Below are 25,012 nucleotides of genomic sequence, written 5' to 3'. Positions count from 1 at the left end.
GCGCACGCACGGGTGCCCCTGTGAACCTTGGGAGATGGCACCATGACCCAGCAGTCAGTGGAGCCCAGGACCGCAGCCGACGACGCGGGCGATGGCAGCCGCGTCCCGGCCGGGCGTTCCTGGCTCGACCGGTACTTCCACATATCCAAGAGAGGGTCCACGGTCTCGCGAGAGGTCCGCGGCGGCGTCACCACCTTCATGGCGATGGCCTACATCCTCCTGCTCAACCCCCTCATCCTGTCCGGCAAGGACGCGGCTGGGGACACGCTCGGCCAGAAGGCGCTGATCACCGCGACCGCGTTCGCGGCGGCCCTCACCACGCTGCTGATGGGATTCGTCGGCAAGGTGCCGCTCGCCCTCGCCGCCGGCCTCTCCGTCTCCGGCGTCCTGTCCTCGCAGGTCGCCCCCGAGATGACCTGGCCGCAGGCCATGGGCATGTGCGTGATGTACGGCGTCGTCATCATGCTGCTGGTCGTCACCGGCCTGCGCGAGCTGATCATGAACGCGATCCCGCTCGCCCTCAAGCACGGCATCACGATGGGTATCGGCCTGTTCATCGCCCTCATCGGCTTCTACAAGGCCGGCTTCGTGCACCAGGGCGCGCACACCCCGGTCACCCTCGGCCCCGCGGGTGAACTCGCCGGCTGGCCCGTGCTGCTCTTCGCCGGCACCCTGCTGCTGATCTTCATGCTGCAGGCCCGGAACATCCCTGGCGCCATCCTCATCGGCATCATCTCCGGCACGATCGTCGCCGCGGTCCTCAACGCCGCCGGCGTCATCGGCCCCAAGCAGTGGGCGAACGGCGCCGCCCCCGAACTGCACGGCAGCGCGGTCTCGATGCCCGACTTCTCGCTCTTCGGACACGTCGAGTTCGGCGGCTGGGGCAAGGTCGGCGCGATGACCGTCGGCATGATCGTCTTCACGCTCGTGCTCGCCGGGTTCTTCGACGCGATGGCCACCATCATCGGCGTCGGTACCGAGGCCGAGCTGGCCGACGACAAGGGCCGTATGCCGGGCCTGTCCAAGGCGCTGTTCATCGACGGCGCCGGCGGTGCGATCGGCGGTGTGGCGGGCGGCTCCGGCCAGACGGTCTTCATCGAATCGGCGACCGGCGTCGGCGAGGGCGCCCGTACGGGTCTGGCCTCCGTCGTCACGGGCCTGTTCTTCGCGGCCTGTCTCTTCTTCACCCCGGTCACCGCGATCGTCCCGCAGGAGGTCGCCTCCGCCGCCCTGGTCGTCATCGGCGCCATGATGCTGATGAACGCCCGGCACGTGGACTGGGCCGACCGCGCCACCGCGATCCCGGTCTTCCTGACCGTCGTGCTGATGCCGTTCACGTACACCATCACCACCGGTGTCGCCGCGGGCGTCATCTCCTACGTGGCCATCAAGACCGCCCAGGGCAAGGCCCGCGAGATCGGTGCCTTCATGTGGGGTCTGACGGTCGTCTTCCTGGTGTACTTCGCACTGCACCCCATCGAGGGCTGGCTCGGCGTGCACTAGCCGGCCCGTCAACGCCCTTTCCACGCAACCCCGTTAAGGAGACCGAGAGATGCTGGACATCGCCGAGGAGCTGAACCGGTGGGTCGAGCAGGGCCGTGACTTCGCCGTCGCCACCGTGGTGGCCGTCGGCGGCAGCGCCCCTCGCCAGCCCGGCGCCGCCCTCGCGGTGGACGCCGACGGCACGGCCATCGGTTCGGTCTCCGGCGGGTGCGTGGAGGGCGCCGTGTACGACCTGTGCCGACAGGCGCTCGAGGACGGGGAGACCGTGCTGGAGCGCTTCGGGTACAGCGACGAGGACGCCTTCGCCGTCGGCCTGACCTGTGGCGGCATCATCGACATCCTCGTCACACCGGTCCGGGCGGACGGTCCCGCCCGGCCGGTGCTCGCGGCCGCGCTGGCCGCCGCCGCCCTCGGGGAGGCGGCGGCGGTCGCGCGTGTCGTCCAGGGGCCGGCCGAACTGCTGGGCCGGGCTCTCCTCGTGCGTCCCGACGGCTCCTACGACGGCGGCTTCGGAGCCCACCCCGAACTGGACCGCACGGTCGCCGCCGAGGCCGGTGCCTTCCTGGACGCGGGCCGCACCGGCACCCTGGAGATCGGCGAACGGGGCTCCCGCTGCGGCGCCCCGCTCACGCTCCTGGTCGAGTCGTCGGTCCCCGCACCCCGCATGATCGTCTTCGGCGCCATCGACTTCGCCTCCGCTCTGGTCCGCGTCGGCAAGTTCCTGAACTACCACGTCACGGTGTGCGACGCCCGCCCGGTGTTCGCCACCCGCACCCGCTTCCCGGAGGCCGACGAGATCGTCGTCGAGTGGCCCCACACGTACCTGGAGCGCACCGAGGTCGACGGCCGTACCGTCCTGTGCGTCCTCACCCACGACGCCAAGTTCGACGTACCGCTGCTCGAACGGGCCCTGCGCCTGCCGGTCGCCTACGTCGGCGCGATGGGCTCCCGCCGCACCCACCTCGACCGCAACGAGCGCCTGCGCGAGGCCGGCGTCACCGAACTCGAACTGGCCCGCCTGCGCTCCCCGATCGGCCTCGACCTCGGCGCCCGTACGCCCGAGGAGACGGCACTCTCCATCGCCGCGGAGATCGTCGCCGACCGGCGCGGAGGCAGCGGGATCTCGCTGACCGGCGCGCACACCCCGATCCACCACGACACGGCGTCGCTGCCGGCGGGGCGGATCGGGTCGGTGGCCTGAGCCGTCGGCAGCGGCTCACGCGGGTGACAGGCGCCGGGTCAGCGGAGATCGGGTGAGGGAAGCACCGACAGAGTGCCTTTGCTGAGCAGGGGGGCGAGGGCCGCGGGTGCCCCGGGCAGCAGCCGGTCGACGGCGGTCTGCACCGCGACCCAGGCCTCGGCTCCCGCGAGCGGCTCGGCGCCCGCGCCCTTGATGTACTCCATGTGATTGTCCACGTAGCCCTGATAGTCATGAGCGTCGCGCCGGACCGGGAAGCTGCTGGAGGCGATCTTGTGGGCGGCCAGTCCCACCACCGCCCGCAACGCGTCGAGGACGACAGGGTCGTCCGATCCGCGGTGCAGTTCCGTGAGCGGCACTCCCATGCTGAGGAGGCTTCCGACGACGGCCTGATTGTCGCGGGCCCCTCGTAGCGCGACTCCGTGGAGCAGGGTGTTCATGCCGTACTCCCCGGCCTTCCCGGCCGCCGTGCCCCACTCCTGGATGAACGTGATCCTCGACTCGGGGTCGGTCATCGACCCCAGCTCCCGGCACGTCTCCGCGGCAACCTTCAACGCCTCGTCGATGTGGCCGGTCACCCGCAGGGTCGTCATCAGGGCGGTACGGAAACTGAGCCGGTGAGGGGCGGCCGAGGCCGCGGTCCTGGCGGCGACCAGGGCCTCCTTGTCCAGCTTCAGGCGCCTGTTGCGCTGGGACAGGCCCCTGGACAAGTAGGCCGCTGCGTGGAGGTCGTTGCCGAAGGTGCCGGTTTCCCGGGAGAGCTGGATCGCGGCCGTGACCAGTCGCCGGGCGAGGTCGGCGAGTTCGTCCGCGCTGCGCTCGTTGCTGATGGCGAGGGCGGCCTCGGCGATGGTCTGGTGACGGATCCACAGGCCGCTGTCGTGACCGGTCGCCGCGGCTTCCCTGCCCAGCGGGACGGTGATGGCGTCCTCCACCAGATAGTCGTCCTCCAGCCCGACGACCCTTGCGAGGATCCGTGGCGACAGCGGGCTGGCCTGTCGCCGCGCCGGGTCGTGGGCGACGTGGAGCAGAGCGATCATCAGGAAGCAGTGCACCAGTGAGGTGCCCTCCACCGCCGGATGGCCGGCCAGTCGGTCCAGCAGCTTGCCCACGTGGTCGCGCAGGAGCGTCCCGTAGCGCAGTTCGAGCATGGCGCCCACGAGGGAGCTGTCCCGTTTCCCGTAGGTGGCCCGGGACATCTCCACCAGTCGGCCCGCGCGATCCTTCCGGGGGGTCCTGGCCAGCTCCTCCAGCGCGTCGAGCCTCTCCCAGGCCTGCACCAGAAGCGTGCCGTCCTCGTCCTGAAGACCGAGATTGCCGACGACCTTGGTGAACGACGCGAGCTTCTGGTAGCCGCCCGCCGAGCGCCACTCGCGCTGCTGCCCGGCAAGCAGCACGTGGATGTCACCGCGACCGGCCGCCATGATCTGCCGCAGTTCGTCGATGTGCTGCGCGCCCTGGTCGGTGACGAGCACGATGTGCTGTCCCGGCTGTTCTGGCATGGACAGGATGACCTTGGGGTCGATCCTGGTCCCGTGTTCCCGCCACAGGACCGTCACGTCTCCGCGCCCGCGGACGAGGTCCACCGCCGCCTGCCGCAGCGCGATCGACTTGCCCTCGCCCATGGGCCCCACGGCCGCGACGATGCGCTTGTCCAGTGTTCCCGAGAGACAGCCGGCCAGGTCGCCGGTGAGCCTGTCGACCAGGGACAGCCGGGGTACGCGCGGATCGAGCGCGGTCTCCCAGCGGGGTTCCGCACCGTCGAAGAACCGCTTGACGTCAGCGGCCGGCATCTCCTCCTCCGTCAGGGCGTCGAGCAGGGCACGGTCGAGCCGCGTCCAGCCGGGCGGGCACTGGACGGTGCGCATGTACGACTCGTACAGCCGGGGGAACAGCCGGTGGGCGTTGATCCTGTCGTAGAACGTCCAGCGCGGTGCCTGCTGGAATTCGCTCAGCAGCGGTGACGCCTCGACGGCCACGGCCAGTTCGTCGTAGGAACACCAGATCAGGTCGAGGCCGTAGAGGTTCTTCTCCCGCACCCGTTCCTGCAGGGAGCGGGAGAATGCGTCCTCCCAACCGCTGTAGCCGACCACCACGACGGTGTGATCGGTCAGGGTGCTGCGCAGGCTCCCGAGCAGTTCGGTCCGGTCCCGGGTCAGCTGGCTGATCGTGTGGAGCGTGTCACCGATGCGCCAGTAGCCGTGCACATGGACGATGTTGACGGCGTCGTCGTCCTCACGCTGCTCCAGCTTGCCGTCGAAGTCCAGGGCCTGCGGGTTGGGCCGGCCGCCGGCCTTCCGTACGGCGATCTCCAGCAGCGGGTCGAAGTTGGTGGTGATCACCGGCCCCCGCCGGTGTGCGGGCAGCGCCCGCAGCAACGCCCCCAGGCTCTCCACGGCCGGCGTGAGCGTCCACAGGCCGGTGTCGTGTTCGGTCTGCTTCAGCTCTTCCGGGTCTCCGCGCCGGGCCAGCACGGACCGCTCCGGTGCCCCGAGTCCCGTGCACGCGTCCAGGACGGCACGCCGGATCGCCAGATTGAGGCCGTCCTGTCCCCGGAGTTCCTTCAGGACGTCGGCCGCCTGCTGGTACTTCTCGCCACCGGACAGCCCCTTGAGCGCCCTCTTGAACTGGAGCTGGTCGTTGAAGGAGGAGGGCACGGCGTGCATGTGGGCCACGATCCCGTCGACGCCCGGGACCGCTCCGACACTGACGCCCGAGCCCGTGATGAAGGCGACCTTCCTGCTGCCCTCCGTCAGCGTGTGCGTCAGACGGGAGATCAGACGGTCCTCTTTGACGTTCTCCACCCCGTTGTCCACCGAGCCGACTCCCCGTCGTCCGCATTGCCAGAGCATCCCGATTCTAGCCGTGCGGAGCCGCCCGGGCGGTCAACGGACTTGCGACGGCAGGGCCTTGAGCTGCAAGGTGGACAGCCGGTCGCGGCCGCCTCCACGGCGCCGCCGGACATGTGGACAGGGGGACGTGTGGGCGGGGCGCACGACGGGCGAGGCGGTGCCGGACCGGACGAGGCGGACGACGGCCCCACCGGCAGCCCGCCCCTGCGCCGGCTGTCGCCCTGGGCCACAGCCGTACTCGGAGTCTTCCTGCTGGCAGACGTCGTCGTGCTCTGCGGGGTGCTGCTGAGTCTGTGGCCCGCGCTGCTCGACACCGTGCGGGCGGATGCCGAGAGCGGCGCCACAGCGGGGTGGTCGCCGTTCGGCCTGGGGGAATGGGCACTGACCGCCGACACCGCGATGCTGCTCGCGGTGATCTGCGCGAGTGCGCTGGGCAGCTTCGTCCACGCGGCCACGTCCTTCGCGACCTATGTGGGAAACCGGCGCCTGTACGCGAGTTGGCTGTGGTGGTACCTGCTGCGCGCCGGCATCGGGGTCGCGCTCGCGCTGCTGGTGTACTTCCTGCTACGCGGCGGCCTGTTCGCAGGTGGCTCGGGCGCCGGGGCGACGAATCCGTACGGCTTCGCGGGCATCGCCGGTCTGTGCGGCCTGTTCTCCAAGCAGGCGACGGACAAGCTGCGCGAGGTCTGCGACACGATCCTGAGCACCAGCAGCGACGGTGACCGCGAACGCAGGGACAAACTCGACGAGCCCGGCACCGCGACCCACTGACCGCCCGGACGGAGCGGCGGCCGGGGCCCGTCGTGCCGGGATTTCGGAGCCGGCCCGCCGGTTCAGTGCCCCGGTGCCGCGCCTCCCCGCCTGAGCAGCCGGTTCGCCGCCCGTCCGAACACCGTGCGGGACGTTCGCTCCACCACGCCGTCGAAGAGGCGCGGCAGGAAGCGGATCCGCAGCTCCTCCCGCCACACCACGCGGGTACGGCCGCCGGGCCCCGGCCGGACCTCGATCTCGGCCCAGCCCAGGATGATCCGGCCCTGCTTCTCCAGACGGCACAGGCCGGGCTCGCCGTCGGCCGGAGGATGCCAGAGCGTGACCTCCATCGGGTCGTCGAAGGCGAGCGGGCCGAGGCCCGATCGGGCCACGAAGCGGGTGCCCTCGCGGGTCGGCTCGGCCGTGACCACGGTGATCCGGGTCAGCGGGACCACGTCGGCGTGGCGGGGCCACTGCGTGAGCCGGCGCCACGCCTCGTCGAGGGAGAGCGGCACGGTGCGTTCGAAGGAGAAGAAGGGCACGGCACGATCGTAGGGAATCGCCGTCGGCCACCTGCGAGTTCGGCCCCGGGTCACCTGCCTGGCGCAGCGGCGGGGCGGCCGCCGGCGAACGTGTGTGCCCACGAGTGGCCGATGGGGCGCAAGGTGTCCACCCTGGAAGGGTGAGCACCGCGGGTGGCACCGCGGCGGCCTCCGGCTGGAGAGGGTTCCTGGAGAGCCCCGTCGTCGGCATGGCTCCGTGGATCATCTTCTCCCTGCTGGTCGGACCGGGCCGGTTCGAGATCTCGGTCGCGCTCGCGCTGGCCTGCGCGGTCGCCCTGGTCCTCCTCGGCAGGCTGGCACACCGGGGCGGCTCCTGGAAGCTCCTCGAACTCTGCGACGTGGTCTTCTTCGCCGGCATGGCCGTCGTCGGCGTCCTGGCGAGCGAAGGCACGCTGCGCTGGCTGGAGACGTACGCCGGGGAGGTGTCCAACATCGCGCTGGTGCTGATCGCCTTCGGCTCGATGGCCGTCCGGGTGCCGTTCACCCTGCAGTACGCCCGCGAACAGGTCGACCCGGCCCTGTGGGACACGCCCGCGTTCCTGCGCACCAACTACGCCATCACCGGGGTGTGGGGGCTCGCCTTCCTGGTGGCGGCGCTCGCGGGCGGCTACGGAGACCTCGTCCTGCACAACCCGGACAACCTCTGGACCGGCTGGATCATCCAGATCCTGGCCATCGTCGCGGCTCTCCGCTTCACCGAGTGGTACCCCGAGGTGGTCCGGGCCCGCGCCCGGCGCGACAGCGGCCGGCCCGGCCCGGACCCGCCCCCGGTGGCCGATCTGCTGCTGCCGCTGGCCGGCCTGCTGGTCCCGATCGGGATCGCCGTCCTGATCTTCGACAACATGTGGTGGCTGGGCGCGGCCCTCATCGTGGCCGGCACGCTGCTCACGAAGGCGTTGCGCCGGCCCGGAACCGGCCCGGCTCCGAGCGCTTGACGTGGCAGGTAATCGACCCGGGGACCGGCTCCCGGAAGGATCGGGATCGACAGCACGGCGGGACGCCCCGTTCCGTCCGAACCCGTCCGGACCATCCCGAGGAGGCCCCATGCCGTACTACGAGAGCCCCGTCGACGGCACCCGGCTGCACTACGTCGACCACGGCCCCGCCCGCGGCCCTGTCGTCGTCTTCGTCAGCAGCGCGTACCTGGGACACGAACTGTGGGAGTACCAGATGCTGCCGCTCGCCGAGGCCGGCTACCGGTGCGTCGGTCTCGACCGGCGCGGCCACGGACGTTCCGACGACGCCTGGCTCGGCTACGACCTCGACACCCTCGCCGACGACGTGCACGGTCTGCTCGACCACCTCGACCTGCGGGAGGTGACGCTGGTCGGGCACTCCGTCGGCACCGCCGAGGTGGTGCGCTGTCTGACCCGGCACGGCGCCGACCGGGTGGCACGGGCCGTGCTCGTCGCCGGCGTCGCACCGGGAGTCGTCCGTTCGCCGGGGCTTCCCCAGGGCGTGGACCCGGCGGTCGTGCGCGCCGACGACGAGATCTTCCGGCGCGACCGCGCGGGGTACTTCACCGCCTCGGCGGATGACTTCTTCGCCGCGGGCCGGCCCGGCAACGAGCTGTCCGCCGCCTATGTGCGCCACCTCGTCGACCGCTGCCTGGCCGCCACGCCCCGCGCCGCGAACGGGGTGCGGGCCGTGGTGGCCGCGCTCGACCTCACCGACGAGCTGCCCGGTGTGCGGGTCCCCGTACTCGTCGTGCACGGCACCCACGACACCTCGGCACCCCTCGCGCTCACCGGGGAACGCGCCGCGCGGCTGCTGCCGCACGCCACGCTGAAGGTGTACGAGAACGGTGGTCACGGCCTGTTCGCCACCCACGCGCAGCAGCTCACCGCGGACCTGCGGGGGTTCGTCGACGCGCAGGCCACCGCGCGCCGCGCGGACGCGGAGGGCGAGCGCCTCGCGGCTGCCCGTGCCGCCTGAACCGCCTCGACCTCGGATCCCCGGGGTGTTCCGACGGCAGCTCCGGCCGCCGTAGCACCATGGAGGTACGCACCATGGTGCTACGGGGGAGAAGAGGACCCCGGCGAGAGGACGGGCCCATGTACTACCGGGACCGCGCCGAGGCCGGACGGAGACTCGCCGGCCTGCTGAGAGACCTGCGCGACAGGGGTGAACTTCCCGACCCCGTCGTCCTGGCCCTGCCCCGCGGCGGGATCGCGGTCGCCGCGCCCGTCGCCCGTGCTCTCGACGCCCCGCTCGACGTGCTCGTCGTACGCAAGATCGGCGCCCCGCACCACGAGGAGTTCGCCGTCGGCGCCCTCGCCGCCGACGACCCGCCCCTCTTCGACTCGGACACCCTCGACCGCCTGGGCCTGACCGAGGAGCGCCTCGCCCCGGCCGTCGAGCGGGAACGGACCGAGCTGGCCCGGCGGGAGCACCGGTACCGCGGCGGCCGCCCGCCCCCGGAGCTGAAGGGCCGTACCGTGATCATCGCCGACGACGGCCTGGCCACCGGTGCCACCGCCCGCGCCGCCCTGCGCCACGTATGGCGCCGGGGCCCGGCCCGGGTCGTGCTGGCCGTCCCCGTCGGCGCCCCGGACTCCCTCGACCTGCTCGCGGACGAGGCCGACATGATCGTGTGCCCGCTCCGGCCGGCCGGGTTCAGCGCCGTCGGTCAGTGGTACGACGACTTCGGGCAGCTGACCGACGCGGACGTGCTCGACGTGCTCGACGCACTGCACGCGCGCTGAACGCCGGGGATCGAGGATGCCCGCACTGGCCACGGCGGAGGCGCGGCGCCGGTTCACCGCCGCCCGGGTCGCCCGGCTGGCCACGGTCGACGCGGCGGGCCGCCCGCACCAGGTGCCGGTGGTCTTCGCCCGGTACACCCTCGACGGCGCCGACCGGCTCGTGACCGCCGTCGACCACAAGCCCAAGACCACCGCCCGTCTCAAGCGGCTGCGCAACATCGCCGCACACCCGGCCGTGTGCCTGCTCGCGGACGCCTATGACGAGAACTGGGACCACCTGTGGTGGGTCCGCGCCGACGGCGAGGCCCGCGTCCTGCCGCCCGACGCGGCCGACCCGGCCGTCCGCGACGCCCACGCGACCGCCGTACGGCTGCTGCGCGAGAAGTACCCGCAGTACCGGGACCACCCGCCGGACGGGCCGGTGATCGCCGTCACCGTGCGGAGTTGGACCGGGTGGGAGGCCCGCGCCCGGTGACGCCGGACCCGGCGAGGCGTCCGGTGCCGACGCCCGCATCCCCCCGTCCGCGACAACCCCGTGCACACCAGTGGTACCGGAAGGGCACGCGGAGTAACCTCTCGTGACATGACGCGCACGGGGGAGCGAGCCGTCAAGTCACGGTTAAGGACGCCACCTTGGGTGGCTCGCATCGAAGAGCAGGACGGACAGGTGCTCGGCGCGGGGGTGCTCCTCGCCCCCGACCGGGTGCTCACCGCGGCCCATGTGGTCCGGCCCGGCCGGACCTACGTCGTCCACTTCGTCGGGGTGCCCGACGTACCGGGCGTGGCCGCCACGGTCCGGGCGGACGAGCATGTCCCGCAGCGGGAGGACGCCTTCGGGGACCGCATCGGCGACCTGGCCCTGCTGCGGCTGGCGGACCCGCTGCCCGCCGAGCACACCACCCGGCTCTACCGGCTGGCCTCGCCGCACGGGCCGGTGAGCATGTACGGCTTCCCGGCCGGCGACGACGGCGGCCGCTGGCACGGCGCCACCCTGGTCGCCGCCCGCGGCCGGGACCACCAGGTGCAGCTGCGCCCGCAGACCCAGGGCGAGCTGGCCGCCCCGGGCTTCAGCGGCGGGGGAGTGGTCGACCACGAGACCGACGAGGTCATCGGGATCGTCCTCAGCGTCGACGAGGGCCCGGGCTCCGTCTTCAGCTACATGAGCCCCACCGAGACCATCCTCAGCCATCTGCCGCAGGCCGCCGCCTGGAGCGACGGCGCCGAAGCCGTCGACCCGTCCCTGCGCACCGGCGCGAAGGGCGCCACCGGCAAGCTCGACGTGCCGTTCGCCACCGAACTCGCCTCCTGGTTCCGGGGCGAGGGCTGGCCGGCGCTCGTCACCGTCGTCCCCGCCCGCAGCCCTCGCGCCTGGACCCTCACCCGCGCCGTCACCCTGGCCGACCGGGAGCTGCGCACCCAGCAGAACACCAGCGCCTTCAGCCACGACCCGCCCGAGACCGTACCACCGGCCGGCGGCCATGATCTCGCCCTGGACGTCAAGGACATGACGGTCAGTCAGGTCATGGACCGGATCGCCGAACGGCTGGGCATCCGCGGCGACCCGAGACCCGAACGGCTCGGCGCCCTGCGCGTCCCGCTCGCCGCCGTCCTGGTCGGGGTCGACCAGGCAGCCGAACCCGACGCCCTGCTCGCCCTGCTGGACCGGCTGGCCCAGCAGGGGGCCCGGCTGCTCCTGGTCTTCCGCCGCCGGGGCGGCCGCGCGGCCCAGGCTGCCGAATCCTTCGTCCGGCGTCCGCTGCGCCACCGCTGGACCCGGCTGCACCGCGAACTCGACCACATCGTCGACGAGTTGGGGCCCGCGCTCGACGAACGCCGGGACCGCGTGGCGGCCGACCCCGCCACGCGACAGCTGCTGGACCAGGCCGAGGCCGGCGTACGGCGCACCCGGATGCTGCTCGCCTGGGTCACCCACACCCCCGAGCGGGAGCGCGAACCCCGCCACGCCGACCTGCTGTTCACCTTCGAGGACGCCGCCGAGCGCCGCCGCCAGCGCCTGGAACAGGCGATCTCGGTCCTCGACGACCGGCTGCGCCGCCGCGAGGAACTCCTCGGCCGGGTCACCGCCGAGTGGCCGCTGTGCCGGGAACGCGCCGCGGCCCAGGGTGGCGACCGGGTCATGGAGGCCTACCGGCTCTACGAACTCGCTCTGTCGCTGCTGCGGCAGAGCCCCTGCGACGTGGACGAGGCGGAGACCGCGGCCCGGCGGTTCGTCGGCTTCTGCTCCGGCACGGCACCCGGACGGGAGGGCACCTCATGACCTCGTGCATCCGGCCCGGCTGCGCGGGCCACATCATGGCCACCGGCTACTGCGACACCTGCGGACACCGGCACCTGGAGCCACGGACCGAGCCGGGCTCCGGGTCGCGGTCCGAGCCACCGCCCCCGCCGCCCGGCCCCGGCGCCGAGGAACCGCCCGGCCCACAGCCCGTCCACGCCGTCGCCGGAGTCGGCGAACTCGACCAGCACGGACTGGTCCTGCTGCCCGACGTCCCCGCCCCGCAGGGCGGGCTCGTCGAGGACCCCCGGCCGCCCACCGGCGGCCGCCGCTGCGGCGCGAACGGCTGCACGATGATCGTCGGCATCGGATACGGCGGCCAGCCCGCCCCGGTCAAGGGCCGATGTCCCCGCTGCGGCACCCCCTACTCCTTCCTGCCCCAGCTGGACAAGGGCGACCTGGTCGCCGGCCACTACCGGATCCTCGGCTGCCTGGCGCGCGGCGGCCTCGGCTGGATCCACCTCGCCGAGGACACCAGTGCCGACGGCCACCGCGTCGTCCTCAAAGGGCTGATCGACGTCCACGACGCGCTCGCCCGCCGCAACGCCGTCGAGGAGCGCCGCTCGCTCACCGGTCTGCACCACCCGGACATCGTCCGCATCATCACCTACGTCGAACACCGGGCCCCCGGCCGCTCGCCCACCGGCTACCTGGTCATGGACTACATCGGCGGCCGCTCCCTGCAGCAGCTCTTCGACGCCGACGACGCCGAGCGCGTCTTCCAGGGCCGTCCCCGCCTCGACCACGTCCTCACCTACGGCTGCAAGATCCTCGGCGCCCTGCAGTACATGCACGAACGCGGGCTGCTCTACTGCGACATGAAGCCCGCCAACGTCATCCACTTCGGGCGGGCGATCAAGGTCATCGACCTCGGCGCGGTCCGTGCGATCGGCGACCGCGGCTCCGCCTACGTCTACACCGCGAGCTTCGCGCCGCCCAAGGAGGAGGTCGACAGCCGCGGCTGGCACGTCGACAGCGACCTCTACACCGTCGGCATGACCCTCCAGGCCCTGGCCCGGGGCACCGAACCGGCCCGCGGTCTCGCCCCCGACTCCTTCCGCCGCCTCATCGACCGCGCCACCCACGCCGAACCCCGCGCCCGGTTCCGCTCGGCCGCCGAGATGTCCCGCCAGCTCTGGGAGGTCCTGCGCGAGTTCCGCTCGCTGCAGTTCGGCGAGCAACTGCCCGAGAGCAGCACCCGGTTCCGCGCCACCGAGGCCAGCCTCGACGCCGGACTCGGCGCGATCCCCACCCTGGACCACTGGACCGCCCGCCCCGGCCAGCACCCCGCCGAGCTGGACGTCTCCCCGCCCGCGGCCGCCGAGGTCGCCGGCGCCCTGCCGGAACCGGTCCCCGACCCCGACGACGGCGCCGCCCTGCTGCTCGACACCTTCCCGCCCGACGCCCCCGACCGCGTCGCCCGGCAGTGGCCCCGCGAATCCCGCCTCGGCACCCCCGAGACCGCGCTGTGGCTGTGCCGCGCCTACCTGAGACAGGGCGCGCAGGGCGAGGCCCAGAGCTGGCTGGCCGAGGCCGAGACCCTGCTCGGCGAGCGCGCCGCCGCCTACGACTGGCGCGTCGCATGGCACCGGGGCGTGCTCCACCTGAGCAAGGCCGAGGTGCGGCAGGCCGGCAGCTGCTTCGAGGCCGTCTACCGGGCGCTGCCCGGCGAGTACGTGCCCAAACTGGCCCTCGGGTACTGCGCCGAACACGGCGGTGAGCACCGTACGACCCGTGCCATGCGGTTCTACGAGGCCGTGTGGGCCCGGGACTTCGCGCACACCGCCGCCGCGTTCGGCCTGGCCCGGGGCCACCTGGCCACGGGGGACCGGGACGCGGCCGTACGCGTCCTCGACGACGTCCCCGCCACCTCCCGCCACCATGACGCCGCCCGCATCGCGGCCGTCCGCGTCCGCGCCGGCGTCCTGCACGGCCGCGCCCCGTCCGTGGCCGACCTGAGGGACGCGGACCGCCGATTGCCCGAGCTGCACCTGGACGGCGGCGCCGCCGGCGGCGAGTCGCGGGCCCGGCTGGTCGCCGAGGTCCGCGAGAACGTCCTGCACTGCCGCCCGAAGCCGGGCTGGGGGCCGCAGTTCCCGGCCGGCGACCTGCTCGGACCCGGTGCGGAGGACACCCTGCGCACGCTGCTGGAGCAGTCCTTCCGGCAGCTGGCCGCGCAGGCGCGCACCGCGGGCGAACACGGCCGGCTGCTCGACCTGGCCCATGCCGTGCGGCCGATGAGCAGGTTCTGAGAACGCGGACGACATCGGGGAAGCGAGGGGGACGAGGCCATGAGCGTGGCCGGGAGAGGCGAGAGCACCGAGGACATCACGGTGACCCTCGCGGTCGGCCAGGAGAAGGAACTGCCCGTCGTGCCGACCGCGGCCGGGCGGTTCCGCGACCGGGAGATGCACGCCATCCTGGAGATCGGGGTCAGGAACAACGGTGCCCCGGGCATCGTCACCGGGGGCGCTCGTGGGTCCGGGCCCGCCCTCGCCGAGGTGCTGATCGTCGACACCTCCCGCTCCATGCTCCACCCGGACGCCAAACTGCGCGCCGCCAAGGACGCCACGGTCGCCGCCCTGCGGCTGCTGCCGGAGGGCACCGCGTTCGCCGTGCTCTCCGGCCGGTTCGACGCCACCGTGGTGCACCCCGGCCCGGACCGTGAGGTCATGGCCGTCGCCGGGCCCGCCGAGCGGGAGGCCGCCGAGCGCGCCGTACGGATCCTGGACGCGAACGGCGGCACCGCCATCGGCCACTGGCTCGACCTGGCCCGGCGGCTGCTGAGCAAACAGTCCGCGCCCGTCAAACACGTCCTGCTGCTCACCGACGGGCGCAACGAGCACGACCACCGCGCCAGTATGCGTCTGGACACCGCCCTGGAGGCCTGTGACGGCCGGTTCGTCTGCGACGCGTGGGGCATCGGCGACGACTGGGACGCCGATCTCCTGCTGGGCATCACCCGGCGGCTGCACGGCCGGGCCGGAGCGGTCCGCCGCGAGTCCGAACTGCCCACCGCGTACGAGGAGTTGGTGAACGGGCTGCTCGGCACGGCCGTCCCCGAGCTGCGCATCAAGATCACCCCGACGCCCGGCACCGTGATCCGCCAGGTCAAGCAGGTCGTGCCGAACGAGCAGGAACTCCTTGCCACCGGAGCCGAGTTGGGCGCGCGCGGCGCCGAGTACGTCACCCGCGCCTGGGGCGAGGAGACCCGGCACTTCCAGGTCGTGCTGACCGCCGACCCGACCGGCCGTGAGATCGACGAGGACCTCCAGCTCGCCGCCGTGGAGGTGGTCGTACCCGACTTCGGGCCCGCCGTGCGGCTGCCCGCGCCGCAGCCTGTCCTGGTGCGCTGGACCGACAACCCGCTCGACGCGTCCCGGCAGCATCCCGGGGTCCGCCGCCACGAGCTGTACCAGCAGGCGAGCGCCGCCGTGGCCCGGGCCTACCGGGCCTGGCTGCGCCGCTCGGAGGGCAGAGCGGAGGCGGACCGGGATCTCGCCCGGGCGCTGGCCCTGGCCGGGGAACTGGGCGACGCCCAACTGCTGGGCGCCCTGCGCCGGATCGAGGCCGAGCCGGGCACGGGCCGGGTTCGCGACGGTCTCAAGGACGTCGACTGGCAGCACCTGATCCTCTCCAGCGCCATGACCACCCCACCGGAACAGGCCGCCGCGGGTCCGCCCGCGGCAGGTGCGCCGGCCGCCGGTCCACAGGCCCCGACAGGTGCCGACGACCTGACCGAGTGCCCGGACTGCACCTGGCTCGGCCCGGCGGACTCGGTGTACTGCGGCAGATGCGGACGCCTGCTGAGGGGAGCCATATGAGCGTCGACGCCCGCACCGGACCGGGCAGGGGCGTGCACGCAGCCGCGGGCCCCCGCGACCGGGCCCAGCTGCCCCGCCACCTCGGCCGCCTCCTCGGCGCCGGGCGGCGACCGCCGGACCCGGGCAGCACGACCGCGTACGAACTCGGCGTGCGCCGGCGTCTGCTGCTGGCCCTGACGGCCCTGCTGACCCTGTCCCTGTTCCTGTCCTACGAGGGTGTGCACGCGGACGCCAACCCGCTGCGCACCTCCAGCGCCCCCGCCGTCGTCGCCATCGACACCGCGCTCTACGCGCTCGGCGAGGCGCAGGCGGACGCGACCGGGGGGACCCCGTCGACCAGCGAGTTCCAGAAGCAGATCTCGGTGGCCGCGCAGAGCCTCGCCCTGACCGCCACCGACGACATGGGCGGCCCGGGCGGCCGGCAGGCCCTGCAGACGGTCGCCGGACTGATCATCGGGTACACCGGTATGGTCGAGAAGGCCCAACTGGAGCCCCAGGGAAGCGTGTTGCGGGACGCCTACCTGAGCTACGCGACCAGCATGCTGAAGACCGCGAAGACCGGCATCGAGGACCGGCTCAGACGGCTGCAGGACGAACAGCGGGCCGTGGTCGGGCGGCAGACCTCCTTCGGGTGGGCGCTGTGGATCGGCTGGAGCCTGACCGCGCTGCTCGTCCTCGCCCTGGGCGCGGCCCTGGTGGAGACCCAGCTCTTCCTGCGCCGCCGCTTCCGGCGCAGGTTCAACCGTCAACTCATCGTCGCCTGCGCCCTGCTGGCCGGAGGGTTCACGACCCTTGTGCTGTTCACGGTGTGGACGCGCCAGGGCATGACGGACACCCGCGGTCTGCTCGACCGGCTGGTGTCCGGGCAGGCCGTCACGGACGCGGGGCCGCACACCGCCGCGTACCTGGCGCACACCGGCTTCCGCGCGGCGGCCTCGGCGTGGATCGTGTTGGGAGGCATCGTGCTCATGGCGCTGACCGAGACGGGTCTGCGGCAGCACATCAACGACTACCGTTTCAGGCCCCGGTGAGCGCCCCCGGCAGCGGCCCCGCGGCCGCCACCCGGCGCCGCCTGGTGCGCACGGTCACCGTGCTGGTCAGCTGCCTGGCCGTGCTGGCGGCGGCAGTCGTGCTGGGCGTACGCGCGCTCGGACAGGAACCGACCGTCACCCTGCTGGCCAACTGGACGGGCAAGGACGAGCAGTACTTCCGGGAGGCGGTCATCGATCCCTTCGAGCGCAAGTACCACGTCCACGTCGACTACCAGGGCAGCTCCGCGGAGAGCCAGGTGCTCAGCGCCGACGTCGAGGCCGGCACACCGCCCGACGTGGTGGTGCTCACCGGCCCCGGCGAACTCGCCGCCTACGCGGACCAGAGGCAGCTGCATCCGCTCGAGGAGCTCATCCCGCAGGGCAACTTCAGCAAGTCCTGGGTAACGCCCAGGAACGGGCACGTGTACTGGTTCCCGCTCAAGGCCGACCTCAAGAGCATGGTCTGGTACCGGCCGGGGATCAGCGCGCAGCAGCGCCGGACGGCCGCGAAACGGCCGGACCAGTGGTGCCTCGGCATGGGCTCGGGCGCCACCAGCGGCTGGCCCGGCACCGACTGGATCGAGGACATCCTGCTGCAGCGGTACGGCCCCGGCGTCTACGACCGGTGGGCGCGCGGCCAGCTGCCCTGGCAGTCCAAGGAGGTGAAGGGGGCGTGGATCACCTGGGGGAACATGGTGGGCGCCGGAGGATCCAGGGACCTCGTCCTGCGCGCACTGCAGACCGAGTACCAGAAGGCGTCCGAGCTGGTCACGATGAACCCGCCCCAGTGCACCCTGGAGCACCAGGCCTCCTTCATCCGCAACCTGGATCCGTGGAAGAAGGCGCGCGGCCGCTACGAGCGCTCGGCCCGCCTCATCCCCGGCGCCACCGCGGACAAAGCGTGGGAGGTCTCCGGCGACCTGGTCGCCCTGTTGCACGCCACCCCGCAGGCGCAGGAGCTGATCCGTCACCTCGCCGCCGCCGGGACCCAGCGGGCGTGGAGCGCCAAGGAGGCCGGCCTCTCCGTCAACGCCCACGCACAGCCCACGGCCGGCGACTCCACACCCTCCTGGCGCCGCTCCCTGGCCCGGACCCTCCTCGACCCCGGGGCGGTCCACTGCTTCGACGCCTCCGACGCCATGCCGCCCCAGGTGCGCGACGCCTTCGCCCAGGCGACCATCGACTTCCTGGCCGATCCGCACCAGTTGGACGACCTGCTGAAGAACCTGGACAGCCTCGGCAGCGCGGAGAGCCTGAGCTGGCTGACATCCGTATGCGACCGCACCCGGACGAGGGGACCATGAACGACTCCCAGGGCTTGGTGCACCACCCTCAGGGCTCGGTGGCGTCGAGCGCCGCCTGGGCGACCCGCCGTACCACGGTCCTTCGGTCGGCGCTGCGCCAGGCGAGCGCGGTCGAGCAGTGGATGTTCCCGGACAGGGGCACGATGACGACGTTGGCTCGGGCGTAGTGCTCGTCGGTGCTCTCCGAGACCAGTGCGACACCGCGGCCGACGGAGACGAGTTCGAGGGTCTCCTCGACGGACCGTGACACCACCATGTCCCGCAGGTCGGTGACGCCCACGGCCTGCGGGGTGCGGAACTCGGCCCAGGCCCGGTCCTCGGAGAGCGGAACGACCCAGGTGCGTCCGGTGAGTTCGGACGGTTCGACGCGGTCACGGCCGGCCAGGGGATCGTCCAGGGGGAGGGCGACCGCCCGGCGGTCACTGGCCACGGTCAGGCTCCGGATCGTGGGGTCGTCCAGTGGCGGCCACACGATGGCGAGGTCGGAGTGACCGGACGTCAGACCGCAGCTCGGGTCGGCGTAGTCGTAGCGGCGCAGGGCGATGTCGGCGTTCGTCTCTTCCCTGACGAGTTTCATGAGCCACGAGGTGCGGCGGCCGGCCGCTTCCCCCATGAAACCGATCGTGAGACGCGGCCCGCGGTCCGCGAGCAGTGCGTCGACCTGGTCGGCCGCGTCCACGGCCGCGAGGGCGTCACCGAGCAACTGCCGCCCGAAGTCGGTGAGATGAACGCCGTCGCGGGTGCGGCTCAGGAGCGGCCGGCCGGCCTCGGACTCCAGGCGGCGGATCGCGTCGCTCACCGCAGGCTGCCGCACCTTGAGGGCGTCGGCCGCCCGCTGGAACGAACCCGTGCGAGCGACGGCGGCGAAGGCACGCAGCATGGCAAGCGTCGTGGGCACCTCCGGAGCATAACCGGCACCCTCCCTGCCATCGCTTATGGCCATCGACTCCGCTTATGGGGGCGGTGGGCGCGGGAGGGCCGATGATCGAGGGCATGCGGCACCGCGGGACTGCCAAACCCGCCCCCCGGAGGAAGGATTGCACCCGTGCGGATTGCTGATACCGGTATGAAGATTCGCATCGGCGTGGGGAACGTGCCCGAACGCGGTACACCGCCCGGCGATCCCGATCTGGCCCGTCTGGTGACCGAGCTGGAGACGCACGGGGTCGACTCGGTGTGGCTGTCCGACCTGGTCTCGACGCCGGGCGTGGCCGATCCGCTGGTCGGCGTCGCCTACGCCGCGGGTCTCACCGAGCGGCTGAAGCTGGGCATGAGCGTGGTGGTCCTGCCCGGCCGCAACCCGGCGGTGCTCGCGGCGCAGTTGGCGAGCCTCGCCGCGCTCGCCCCGCGCCGCGTACTGCCCGTCTTCGGCGTCCGCCCCGCCCGCCGCGCCGACCGGACGGTGTTCCCCGTGCCGGACGGGCGGCGCGCCGAGGTGTTCGAAGAGGCACTGGGCGTGGTGCGGGCCCTGCTGAGCGAGCCGGTCGTCACCCACCACGGCCGGTTCTTCCACCTGGACGAGGCCTCGGTCGCCCCGCTGCCCGCGCGGCCCCTGGACCTGTGGCTCAGCGGCCGGGTCCCGGCCGCCCTGGACCGGGTCGGACGGCTCGGCGACGGCTGGCTCGGCAGCAACATCACCCCGGCCGAGGCCGAAGGCTGCCGTGCCCGGATCGTGAGCGCCGCCGACCGCGCGGACCGGACGATCGAGGAGGACCACTACGGCACCTACCTGACGATCGTCCAGGACGACGCCGACGAGCACGCCGTGGACGCCCTGCTGACCCGGCTGCGCCAGGACCGCCCCGACGTGGCCGACCCGCGCACCCTGCTGTGCTGGGGCTGGGCCGACGCCCGCGACCACCTGCGCCGGCTCACCGACGCCGGCCTGTCGAAGTTCGTGGTGCGCCCGGCGGGCCCGGTGACCTCGCGCCGCGCCTTCGTCGAGGCGTTCACGGCCGAGCTGATGCCCCTGGAGAACCGCTGACGTGCCGCCGCCCGCCGGGCTTCAGACAGCGGCCGGGGAGACGGCTGTGCGCAGCGGGCCGAGCACCCCCGCCCACGCCAGCAACTCGTCCACCAGTGCGTGCACTTCCGCCACCCGCGGCTCCTGCGGCTTGAACTCGGCGAAGTTCACGAAGTCCTCGCGCAGCGACAGCGCCACCTGCGGCCCGATGTCCGCCATCCGCAGCGGCCCCGCCTGCGCGCGCAGCTTCTGCACCGCCATGACCGCGCCGAAGAGACCGTAACCCACATAGCCGACCGGCTTGCCGCCCCATTCGTCGTAGAGGTAGTCGATGGCGTTGGTCAGGGCGGCGGGCGGGGCGGTGTTGTACTCGGGCGTGACGACGATGAAGGCCTCGAACGAGCCGATCCGCTCGGCCCATCGCCGGGTGTGCGGCCGCTGCCCCGGCGCCCTGCGCGCCGGGACGGTCTCGTCGAGCAGCGGCAGCGCGTGGTCCTTCAGGTCCACGAGCTCGAAGTCCGCGGCGTCGCCCGCGTGTTCGGCCGCAGTGTCGCGTATCCACCGGGCCACCTGCTCGCCGTTGCGGCCGGGGCGGGTGCTGCCGATGATGACGCCGGTCCTGATCATGTCCGATTCTCCTGTTCTGGTTCTGGTGTGCCGAAGGTGTGGCGGCCCGGTCCCTGGTTCGCCTCGCGGAGGATCGCCCAGGCGTCCGCCACCGGGCCCACGTGCCCGAGCTTGTCCGGGTTGAGCACCGAGCGGATCGTCTGGATCCGCCCGTCGACGACGTCGAGCGCCCAGGTGTTGATGACCCGGCCCTCCCGGTCGCGGAAGATCGCGCCGGGCTGTCCGTTCACCTCGTGCGGCTCCATGACGCCGCCGATCCGGGCGTACGACCGGACGAACACGGCCAGCACCTGGGCCACGTCCCCGGCACCGCGGAAGGCGGGCTTCCACTGCGGGGCCTTGCCGCCGCTGTCGCCGACCATGGACACGTCGGCGGCGAGCAGCTCCCGCAGCCCGTCGACGTCCCCTTCCCGGAAGGCGTCGAGGAACCGTCGGGCGAGTTCCTCGCGCTCGCGCCGGTCGGCCTCGAACCGCGGGCGCCCCGCGTCCATGTGACGGCGCGCCCGCACCGCGAGCTGACGGCACGCCGCCTCCGACCGCCCGACGGCAGACGCGACCTCGGGAAAGCCGAAGCCGAACACCTCCCGCAGCACGAAGACCGCGCGCTCCAGCGGGCTGAGCCGTTCGAGCAGCAACAGGGCCGCCATCGACAGCGAGTCGGCCAGCTCCGCCGAGCGCTCCGGGTCCTGGTAGGGGTCGGTGAGCAGCGGCTCCGGGAACCACGGCCCGACATACTCCTCGCGCCGGACCCGGGCCGAGCGCAGTACGTCGATCGAGATGCGGGTCACCACCGCCGAGAGGAAGGCCTTCGCCGACTCGGGGCGGACCGGGGAGGCCTCGTAGCGCAGCCAGGCCTCCTGGACCGCGTCCTCGGCCTCGCCGACGCTGCCGAGGATCCGGTAGGAGATCGAGAACAGCAGCGGCCGCAGTTCCTCGAACTCCTCGGCGGCACCTGTGCCCAATGCAGCCATCGCGTCCGCTACCAGGGCAGCGGTCCGTCCGCGTTGAAGAACCAGGCGGTCGGCCCGTCGGTCGCGAGCGTGGCCAGCCGCACCACGACCTCGGCCCCCTGCGCGGGGGTGAGGTACCCGCGGTGGTTGTTGATGTCCGTGTCGACGTAGCCGGGGTCGGCGGCGTTGATCAGGAAGCCGTCCTTGCGCAACTCCTGGGCGTACTGCACGGTCAGTGCGTTCAGCGCGGTCTTGGAGGGCATGTACGCGGCCGATGTCGGCAGCCCCGCCAGCGGGCCGTCCGGCTCACTGGTGATGGTCAGCGACGCGGCGGCGCTGCTGACGTTGACGATGCGTGGCGCCGGTGACTTCCGCAGCAGCGGGAGCATGGCGTTGGTCACCGCGATCACCCCGAAGACGTTGGTCTCGAACACCGATCGGACCATGTCCAGGTCGACGGTGCTGGGGATCTGATCGCGGGCGTCCTCGGGCGAGACCTGCCCCGAGCCGGTGATGCCCGCGTTGTTGACCAGCACGTCGAGGTGGCCGAAGCGCTCCTCGATCTTCCGCGCGGCCTCCCGGATGGTCGTCGCGTCGGTCACGTCCAGGGTGACCGCGTGCGCGTAGCCGCCCGCCGCGCACACCTCGGCGGCGGCCTCCTCGCCGCGCCGCGGGTCTCTGGCGCCGATCAGGACCCTCATGCCCAGCGCGGCGAGCTGCTCGGCGACCGCACGGCCGATCCCCTTGTTCGCCCCGGTGATCAGTGCCACCTTCTGGTCTGTGGTGGGCTCGTTCACGATCAAGCTCCTGTCCGGGTGAGACTGTGTTCGCTACCCAAGACGAGACAGCCGGGCCGTCTGTGACATGGCGGACCGTGCCGAGCGGGGACCGAGGGCTCTAGAGCCAGTCGCGCCGCTTGAAGATGACGTACAGGCTGACGCAGACGACCCCCATCAACCCGATCGCGAAGGGGTATCCGAAGCCCCAGTCCAGCTCCGGCATGTCGTGGAAGTTCATCCCGTAGATCGTCCCGACCAGCGTCGGCGCGAACAGGATCGCCGCCCAGGACGAGATCTTCTTGATCTCCTCGTTCTGCTCGAACCCCGCCTCCGCCAGGGCCCGCATCTCCGCGTTCTGCTGCTGGGTGACCAGGGTCGTGTTGACGGTGAGGATCTCGGTGAGGGCCTGGCGGAAGCCGTCGACGCGTTCGCTGGTGTGGGTGACGTGGTCGGCGACGTCACGGAGGTAGCGCTGGAGTTCCTCGTCGGTCTCGTACTTGGCGAAACCCGCCATCAGACCGTGCAGCATGCCGACCAGCGGGCGGGTGGCGCGCTGGAACTCGACCATCTCGCGGGAGAGTTCGTAGATACGGCGGGAGACCTCGGGGTCGCCGCGGAAGACCTCCGTCTCGATCTCGTCGATGTCGTTCTGGACGCCGGAGACGACCGGGGCGTAGCCGTCGACCACCGCGTCGAGGATCGCGTACAGGACCGCCTCGGGGCCCAGCTTCAGCAGCTCGGGGGAGTCCTCCATACGGCGGCGGACCGCGGACAGGTCGGGGGCCGCGCCGTGCCGGACGGTGATGACGAAGTCGTGACCGACGAAGACGTGCAGCTCGCCGAAATCGACCTCCTCCGGCGCGTCCAGGTAGCGGGCGGCACGCAGGACGACGAAGAGCGTGTCGCCGTAGCGCTCCAGCTTCGGCCGCTGGTGGGCCTCCATCGCGTCCTCGACGGCGAGGGGGTGCAGATCGAACTCGGCGGCCAGGGAGAGGAGTTCGTCCGCCGTGGGCCGGGCGAGGCCGATCCAGGCCATGCCCGAGGGCTGCTCGCGCAGCTCACGGAAGGTCTCGGCGAGCGTGGCGGGGGCGGAGACGCGGACGCCGTCCCGGTACAGCGCCGCCTGGACGACACTGACCGGCTCGGCCGGTTCCGTGGGCTCCGGGGCGGCCGTGGTGGTCTCGGCGGAGGGGGCTGCGGTGACGGCACGGCGCCAGACGGACCTGCGGCCGCCGTTCTTGCCGTTGGGGCGCTCGGACATCGGCCGGCCTCTCCGTCGAGCCTGCGTACGGCGTGATCACGAAGCGGTATACGTGCAGGATAGCCGCGGTCTCCGGCTCCGGGCGCCCGGAATCGGTCCAGGGTTCGGTGAGAGTTACGGACAGAAGGTGTCCGCAAGCGGCGCTAGCGTGCGGGCATGACGAAGAGCAGCGCGGCGCGGGCTCCCCTCCTGGACACCCGTGCCCTGAACCGTGCCACCCTCGACCGGCAGCTCCTGCTGCGCCGCTCCCCGCTGTCCGCCGCGGACGCCGTACGGCACCTCCTCGGTCTGCAGGCACAGAACGTCAGGCCCCCGTACTACGCCCTCGCCGCCCGCCTCGAGGGCTTCGCCCCCGAGCAGCTGTCCGCGCTCCTGGCCGGCCGCGAGGCCGTCCGGATCGTCACCCTGCGCTCCACCATCCACACCCACACCGCCGAGGACTGCCTGACCCTCCGGCCGCTCGTCCAGCCCGCCCGGGACCGGGAGCTGACGAACTTCCGCAAGGGCCTCGCCGGAGTCGACCTCGACCGGCTGGCCGCGCTCGCCCGGGAGCTGGTCGAGGCCGAGCCACGGACCATGGCCCAGCTGCGCGAGGCGCTCGGCACCGAGTGGCCGGACGCCGACCCGCAGTCCCTCGGCGTCGCCGCCCGCTGCCGGCTGCCCCTGGTCCAGGTGACCCCGCGCGGCCTGTGGGGCCGCAGCGGACAGGTCACTCTCACCACCGCCGAGCACTGGCTGGGCCGCCCCGCCGAACCGGCTCCCACGCCGGATGCCGTGGTCCTGCGCTACCTCGCCGCGTTCGGTCCCGCCTCCGTCAAGGACATGCAGACCTGGGCCGGACTCACCCGGCTCAAGGACGCCTTCGAACGCCTGCGCCCGCGGCTGCTCACCTTCCGGGACCCGAACGGAGTCGAACTGTTCGACCTGCCGGACGCGTCCCGCCCCGACTCCGACACCCCGGCCCCGCCCCGCTTCCTCCCCGAGTTCGACAACCTGCTCCTCTCCCACGCCGACCGCACCCGCGTCATACCCCCCGAACATTGGGGCCGCAGCTGGCAGGGCAACCAGGCCCACCGCACCCTCCTCGTCGACGGCTTCCTGGCCGGCCTGTGGAAGCTGGACGGCGACGCCCTGGTCATCGAGCCCTTCGGGGAGCTGACGAAGGCCCAGCGGGAGGACGTGACCGCGGAAGGCGCCAGGATGCTGGCGACGTTGCATCCCGGGACGTCGTACGACATCCGGTTCGGCGCCGTCGTACGGCGCTGAGCCGCCCCCCGGACGTCTCAGCGCCGTACGCGCGTGGAGAGGGGGCGTTGCGGGCCGCTCGTGGTGGCGACGTCGGGGACCAGCAGGCGGCCGAGAAGCGTGCCGTCCGGGTCGTAGCAGTGCACACCGCCGTCCATGGC

At 72.6% G+C, this 25,012-nt stretch carries 21 protein-coding genes; 14 read left to right on the top strand and 7 right to left on the bottom strand.

Annotated elements, in window-relative coordinates; genetic code table 11:
* The first annotated feature begins 42 nt into the window (after positions 1-42).
* Positions 43-1,503 carry an NCS2 family permease gene (locus ACWC5O_RS22645; RefSeq protein ID WP_450587891.1) on the top strand — a complete coding sequence of 487 codons (1,461 nt, stop codon included), beginning with the start codon at positions 43-45 and terminating at the stop codon, positions 1,501-1,503.
* A 49-nt stretch (positions 1,504-1,552) separates the two neighbouring features.
* Positions 1,553-2,704 (top strand): XdhC family protein, encoded by a 1,152-nt coding sequence (locus tag ACWC5O_RS22640; protein WP_450587892.1) that lies wholly within the window; start codon positions 1,553-1,555, stop codon positions 2,702-2,704.
* A 38-nt stretch (positions 2,705-2,742) separates the two neighbouring features.
* Here the strand turns inward: ACWC5O_RS22640 and ACWC5O_RS22635 are convergent, their stop codons facing one another.
* Complete coding sequence (locus tag ACWC5O_RS22635; RefSeq protein WP_450587894.1) at positions 2,743-5,517, bottom strand: P-loop NTPase; 2,775 nt, start codon at positions 5,515-5,517, stop codon at positions 2,743-2,745.
* Positions 5,518-5,682: 165 nt separating this feature from the next.
* Between ACWC5O_RS22635 and ACWC5O_RS22630 the strand changes: the two genes are divergently transcribed.
* The gene (locus ACWC5O_RS22630) at positions 5,683-6,324 is read left to right on the top strand and encodes a hypothetical protein (RefSeq protein ID WP_450587896.1); all 642 of its coding nucleotides are present in this window, start codon (positions 5,683-5,685) and stop codon (positions 6,322-6,324) included.
* A 62-nt stretch (positions 6,325-6,386) separates the two neighbouring features.
* Here the strand turns inward: ACWC5O_RS22630 and ACWC5O_RS22625 are convergent, their stop codons facing one another.
* On the bottom strand, positions 6,387-6,845 hold the full coding sequence (locus ACWC5O_RS22625; protein WP_450587898.1) for an SRPBCC family protein: 459 nt from the start codon (positions 6,843-6,845) through the stop codon (positions 6,387-6,389).
* A gap of 140 nt (positions 6,846-6,985) precedes the next feature.
* Between ACWC5O_RS22625 and ACWC5O_RS22620 the strand changes: the two genes are divergently transcribed.
* From ACWC5O_RS22620 to ACWC5O_RS22580, 9 genes are all read left to right on the top strand, one after another.
* On the top strand, positions 6,986-7,801 hold the full coding sequence (locus ACWC5O_RS22620) for a hypothetical protein (protein ID WP_450587900.1): 816 nt from the start codon (positions 6,986-6,988) through the stop codon (positions 7,799-7,801).
* Positions 7,802-7,910: 109 nt separating this feature from the next.
* Complete coding sequence (locus ACWC5O_RS22615; protein WP_450587902.1) at positions 7,911-8,801, top strand: alpha/beta fold hydrolase; 891 nt, start codon at positions 7,911-7,913, stop codon at positions 8,799-8,801.
* A gap of 119 nt (positions 8,802-8,920) precedes the next feature.
* Complete coding sequence (locus ACWC5O_RS22610) at positions 8,921-9,571, top strand: phosphoribosyltransferase (protein ID WP_450587903.1); 651 nt, start codon at positions 8,921-8,923, stop codon at positions 9,569-9,571.
* Between the two features lie 16 nt (positions 9,572-9,587).
* Positions 9,588-10,046, top strand: coding sequence for a TIGR03668 family PPOX class F420-dependent oxidoreductase (locus ACWC5O_RS22605; protein WP_450587905.1), 459 nt, complete (start codon positions 9,588-9,590; stop codon positions 10,044-10,046).
* 162 nt (positions 10,047-10,208) lie between these two features.
* On the top strand, positions 10,209-11,849 hold the full coding sequence (locus ACWC5O_RS22600; protein WP_450587907.1) for a trypsin-like serine peptidase: 1,641 nt from the start codon (positions 10,209-10,211) through the stop codon (positions 11,847-11,849).
* On the top strand, positions 11,846-14,119 hold the full coding sequence (locus ACWC5O_RS22595; protein ID WP_450587909.1) for a tetratricopeptide repeat protein: 2,274 nt from the start codon (positions 11,846-11,848) through the stop codon (positions 14,117-14,119). The genes ACWC5O_RS22600 and ACWC5O_RS22595 overlap by 4 nt, the downstream gene beginning before the upstream one ends.
* A gap of 39 nt (positions 14,120-14,158) precedes the next feature.
* On the top strand, positions 14,159-15,691 hold the full coding sequence (locus tag ACWC5O_RS22590; RefSeq protein WP_450587910.1) for a VWA domain-containing protein: 1,533 nt from the start codon (positions 14,159-14,161) through the stop codon (positions 15,689-15,691).
* Positions 15,688-16,722: a hypothetical protein gene (locus tag ACWC5O_RS22585; protein ID WP_450587912.1), complete on the top strand. Its 1,035-nt coding sequence runs from the start codon at positions 15,688-15,690 to the stop codon at positions 16,720-16,722. The genes ACWC5O_RS22590 and ACWC5O_RS22585 overlap by 4 nt, the downstream gene beginning before the upstream one ends.
* Positions 16,719-18,026, top strand: coding sequence for an extracellular solute-binding protein (locus ACWC5O_RS22580; RefSeq protein ID WP_450587913.1), 1,308 nt, complete (start codon positions 16,719-16,721; stop codon positions 18,024-18,026). The genes ACWC5O_RS22585 and ACWC5O_RS22580 overlap by 4 nt, the downstream gene beginning before the upstream one ends.
* Before the next feature lie 28 nt (positions 18,027-18,054).
* On the opposite strand, the gene ACWC5O_RS22575 is transcribed toward ACWC5O_RS22580, so the two are convergent.
* Positions 18,055-18,924 (bottom strand): LysR family transcriptional regulator, encoded by an 870-nt coding sequence (locus ACWC5O_RS22575; RefSeq protein WP_450587915.1) that lies wholly within the window; start codon positions 18,922-18,924, stop codon positions 18,055-18,057.
* Between the two features lie 168 nt (positions 18,925-19,092).
* Here ACWC5O_RS22575 and ACWC5O_RS22570 point away from each other — a divergent pair, with 168 nt between their 5' ends.
* Complete coding sequence (locus ACWC5O_RS22570) at positions 19,093-20,010, top strand: TIGR03854 family LLM class F420-dependent oxidoreductase (protein ID WP_450587917.1); 918 nt, start codon at positions 19,093-19,095, stop codon at positions 20,008-20,010.
* A 21-nt stretch (positions 20,011-20,031) separates the two neighbouring features.
* Here ACWC5O_RS22570 and ACWC5O_RS22565 read toward each other — a convergent pair whose 3' ends face one another.
* From ACWC5O_RS22565 to ACWC5O_RS22550, 4 genes are all read right to left on the bottom strand, one after another.
* Entirely contained in the window at positions 20,032-20,616 is a 585-nt protein-coding gene (locus ACWC5O_RS22565) for an NADPH-dependent FMN reductase (RefSeq protein WP_450587919.1), read from the bottom strand.
* Positions 20,613-21,587, bottom strand: coding sequence for an RNA polymerase sigma-70 factor (locus tag ACWC5O_RS22560; RefSeq protein WP_450587921.1), 975 nt, complete (start codon positions 21,585-21,587; stop codon positions 20,613-20,615). The genes ACWC5O_RS22565 and ACWC5O_RS22560 overlap by 4 nt, the downstream gene beginning before the upstream one ends.
* A gap of 8 nt (positions 21,588-21,595) precedes the next feature.
* The gene (locus ACWC5O_RS22555) at positions 21,596-22,369 is read right to left on the bottom strand and encodes an SDR family NAD(P)-dependent oxidoreductase (RefSeq protein ID WP_450587923.1); all 774 of its coding nucleotides are present in this window, start codon (positions 22,367-22,369) and stop codon (positions 21,596-21,598) included.
* 94 nt (positions 22,370-22,463) lie between these two features.
* The gene (locus ACWC5O_RS22550; RefSeq protein ID WP_450587924.1) at positions 22,464-23,606 is read right to left on the bottom strand and encodes a magnesium and cobalt transport protein CorA; all 1,143 of its coding nucleotides are present in this window, start codon (positions 23,604-23,606) and stop codon (positions 22,464-22,466) included.
* A gap of 156 nt (positions 23,607-23,762) precedes the next feature.
* On the opposite strand from ACWC5O_RS22550, the gene ACWC5O_RS22545 reads away from it, so the two are divergent.
* Positions 23,763-24,872, top strand: coding sequence for a winged helix DNA-binding domain-containing protein (locus ACWC5O_RS22545; protein WP_450587926.1), 1,110 nt, complete (start codon positions 23,763-23,765; stop codon positions 24,870-24,872).
* The last annotated feature ends 140 nt before the right edge of the window (positions 24,873-25,012 follow it).

Source organism: Streptomyces sp. NPDC001450, assembly GCF_053597295.1.
This window is presented reverse-complemented; position numbering and strand designations above follow the sequence as displayed.

What these genes read in the sequence shown, in the direction of transcription:
- ACWC5O_RS22550 (WP_450587924.1), bottom strand. Translation starts at nt 23,606, where the DNA reads ATGTCCGAGCGCCCCAACGGCAAGAACGGCGGCCGCAGGTCCGTCTGG.
- ACWC5O_RS22645 (WP_450587891.1), top strand. Translation starts at nt 43, where the DNA reads ATGACCCAGCAGTCAGTGGAGCCCAGGACCGCAGCCGACGACGCGGGC.
- ACWC5O_RS22570 (WP_450587917.1), top strand. Translation starts at nt 19,093, where the DNA reads ATGAAGATTCGCATCGGCGTGGGGAACGTGCCCGAACGCGGTACACCG.
- ACWC5O_RS22565 (WP_450587919.1), bottom strand. Translation starts at nt 20,616, where the DNA reads ATGATCAGGACCGGCGTCATCATCGGCAGCACCCGCCCCGGCCGCAAC.
- ACWC5O_RS22560 (WP_450587921.1), bottom strand. Translation starts at nt 21,587, where the DNA reads ATGGCTGCATTGGGCACAGGTGCCGCCGAGGAGTTCGAGGAACTGCGG.
- ACWC5O_RS22615 (WP_450587902.1), top strand. Translation starts at nt 7,911, where the DNA reads ATGCCGTACTACGAGAGCCCCGTCGACGGCACCCGGCTGCACTACGTC.
- ACWC5O_RS22595 (WP_450587909.1), top strand. Translation starts at nt 11,846, where the DNA reads ATGACCTCGTGCATCCGGCCCGGCTGCGCGGGCCACATCATGGCCACC.
- ACWC5O_RS22610 (WP_450587903.1), top strand. Translation starts at nt 8,921, where the DNA reads ATGTACTACCGGGACCGCGCCGAGGCCGGACGGAGACTCGCCGGCCTG.
- ACWC5O_RS22605 (WP_450587905.1), top strand. Translation starts at nt 9,588, where the DNA reads ATGCCCGCACTGGCCACGGCGGAGGCGCGGCGCCGGTTCACCGCCGCC.
- ACWC5O_RS22590 (WP_450587910.1), top strand. Translation starts at nt 14,159, where the DNA reads ATGAGCGTGGCCGGGAGAGGCGAGAGCACCGAGGACATCACGGTGACC.
- ACWC5O_RS22585 (WP_450587912.1), top strand. Translation starts at nt 15,688, where the DNA reads ATGAGCGTCGACGCCCGCACCGGACCGGGCAGGGGCGTGCACGCAGCC.
- ACWC5O_RS22545 (WP_450587926.1), top strand. Translation starts at nt 23,763, where the DNA reads ATGACGAAGAGCAGCGCGGCGCGGGCTCCCCTCCTGGACACCCGTGCC.
- ACWC5O_RS22640 (WP_450587892.1), top strand. Translation starts at nt 1,553, where the DNA reads ATGCTGGACATCGCCGAGGAGCTGAACCGGTGGGTCGAGCAGGGCCGT.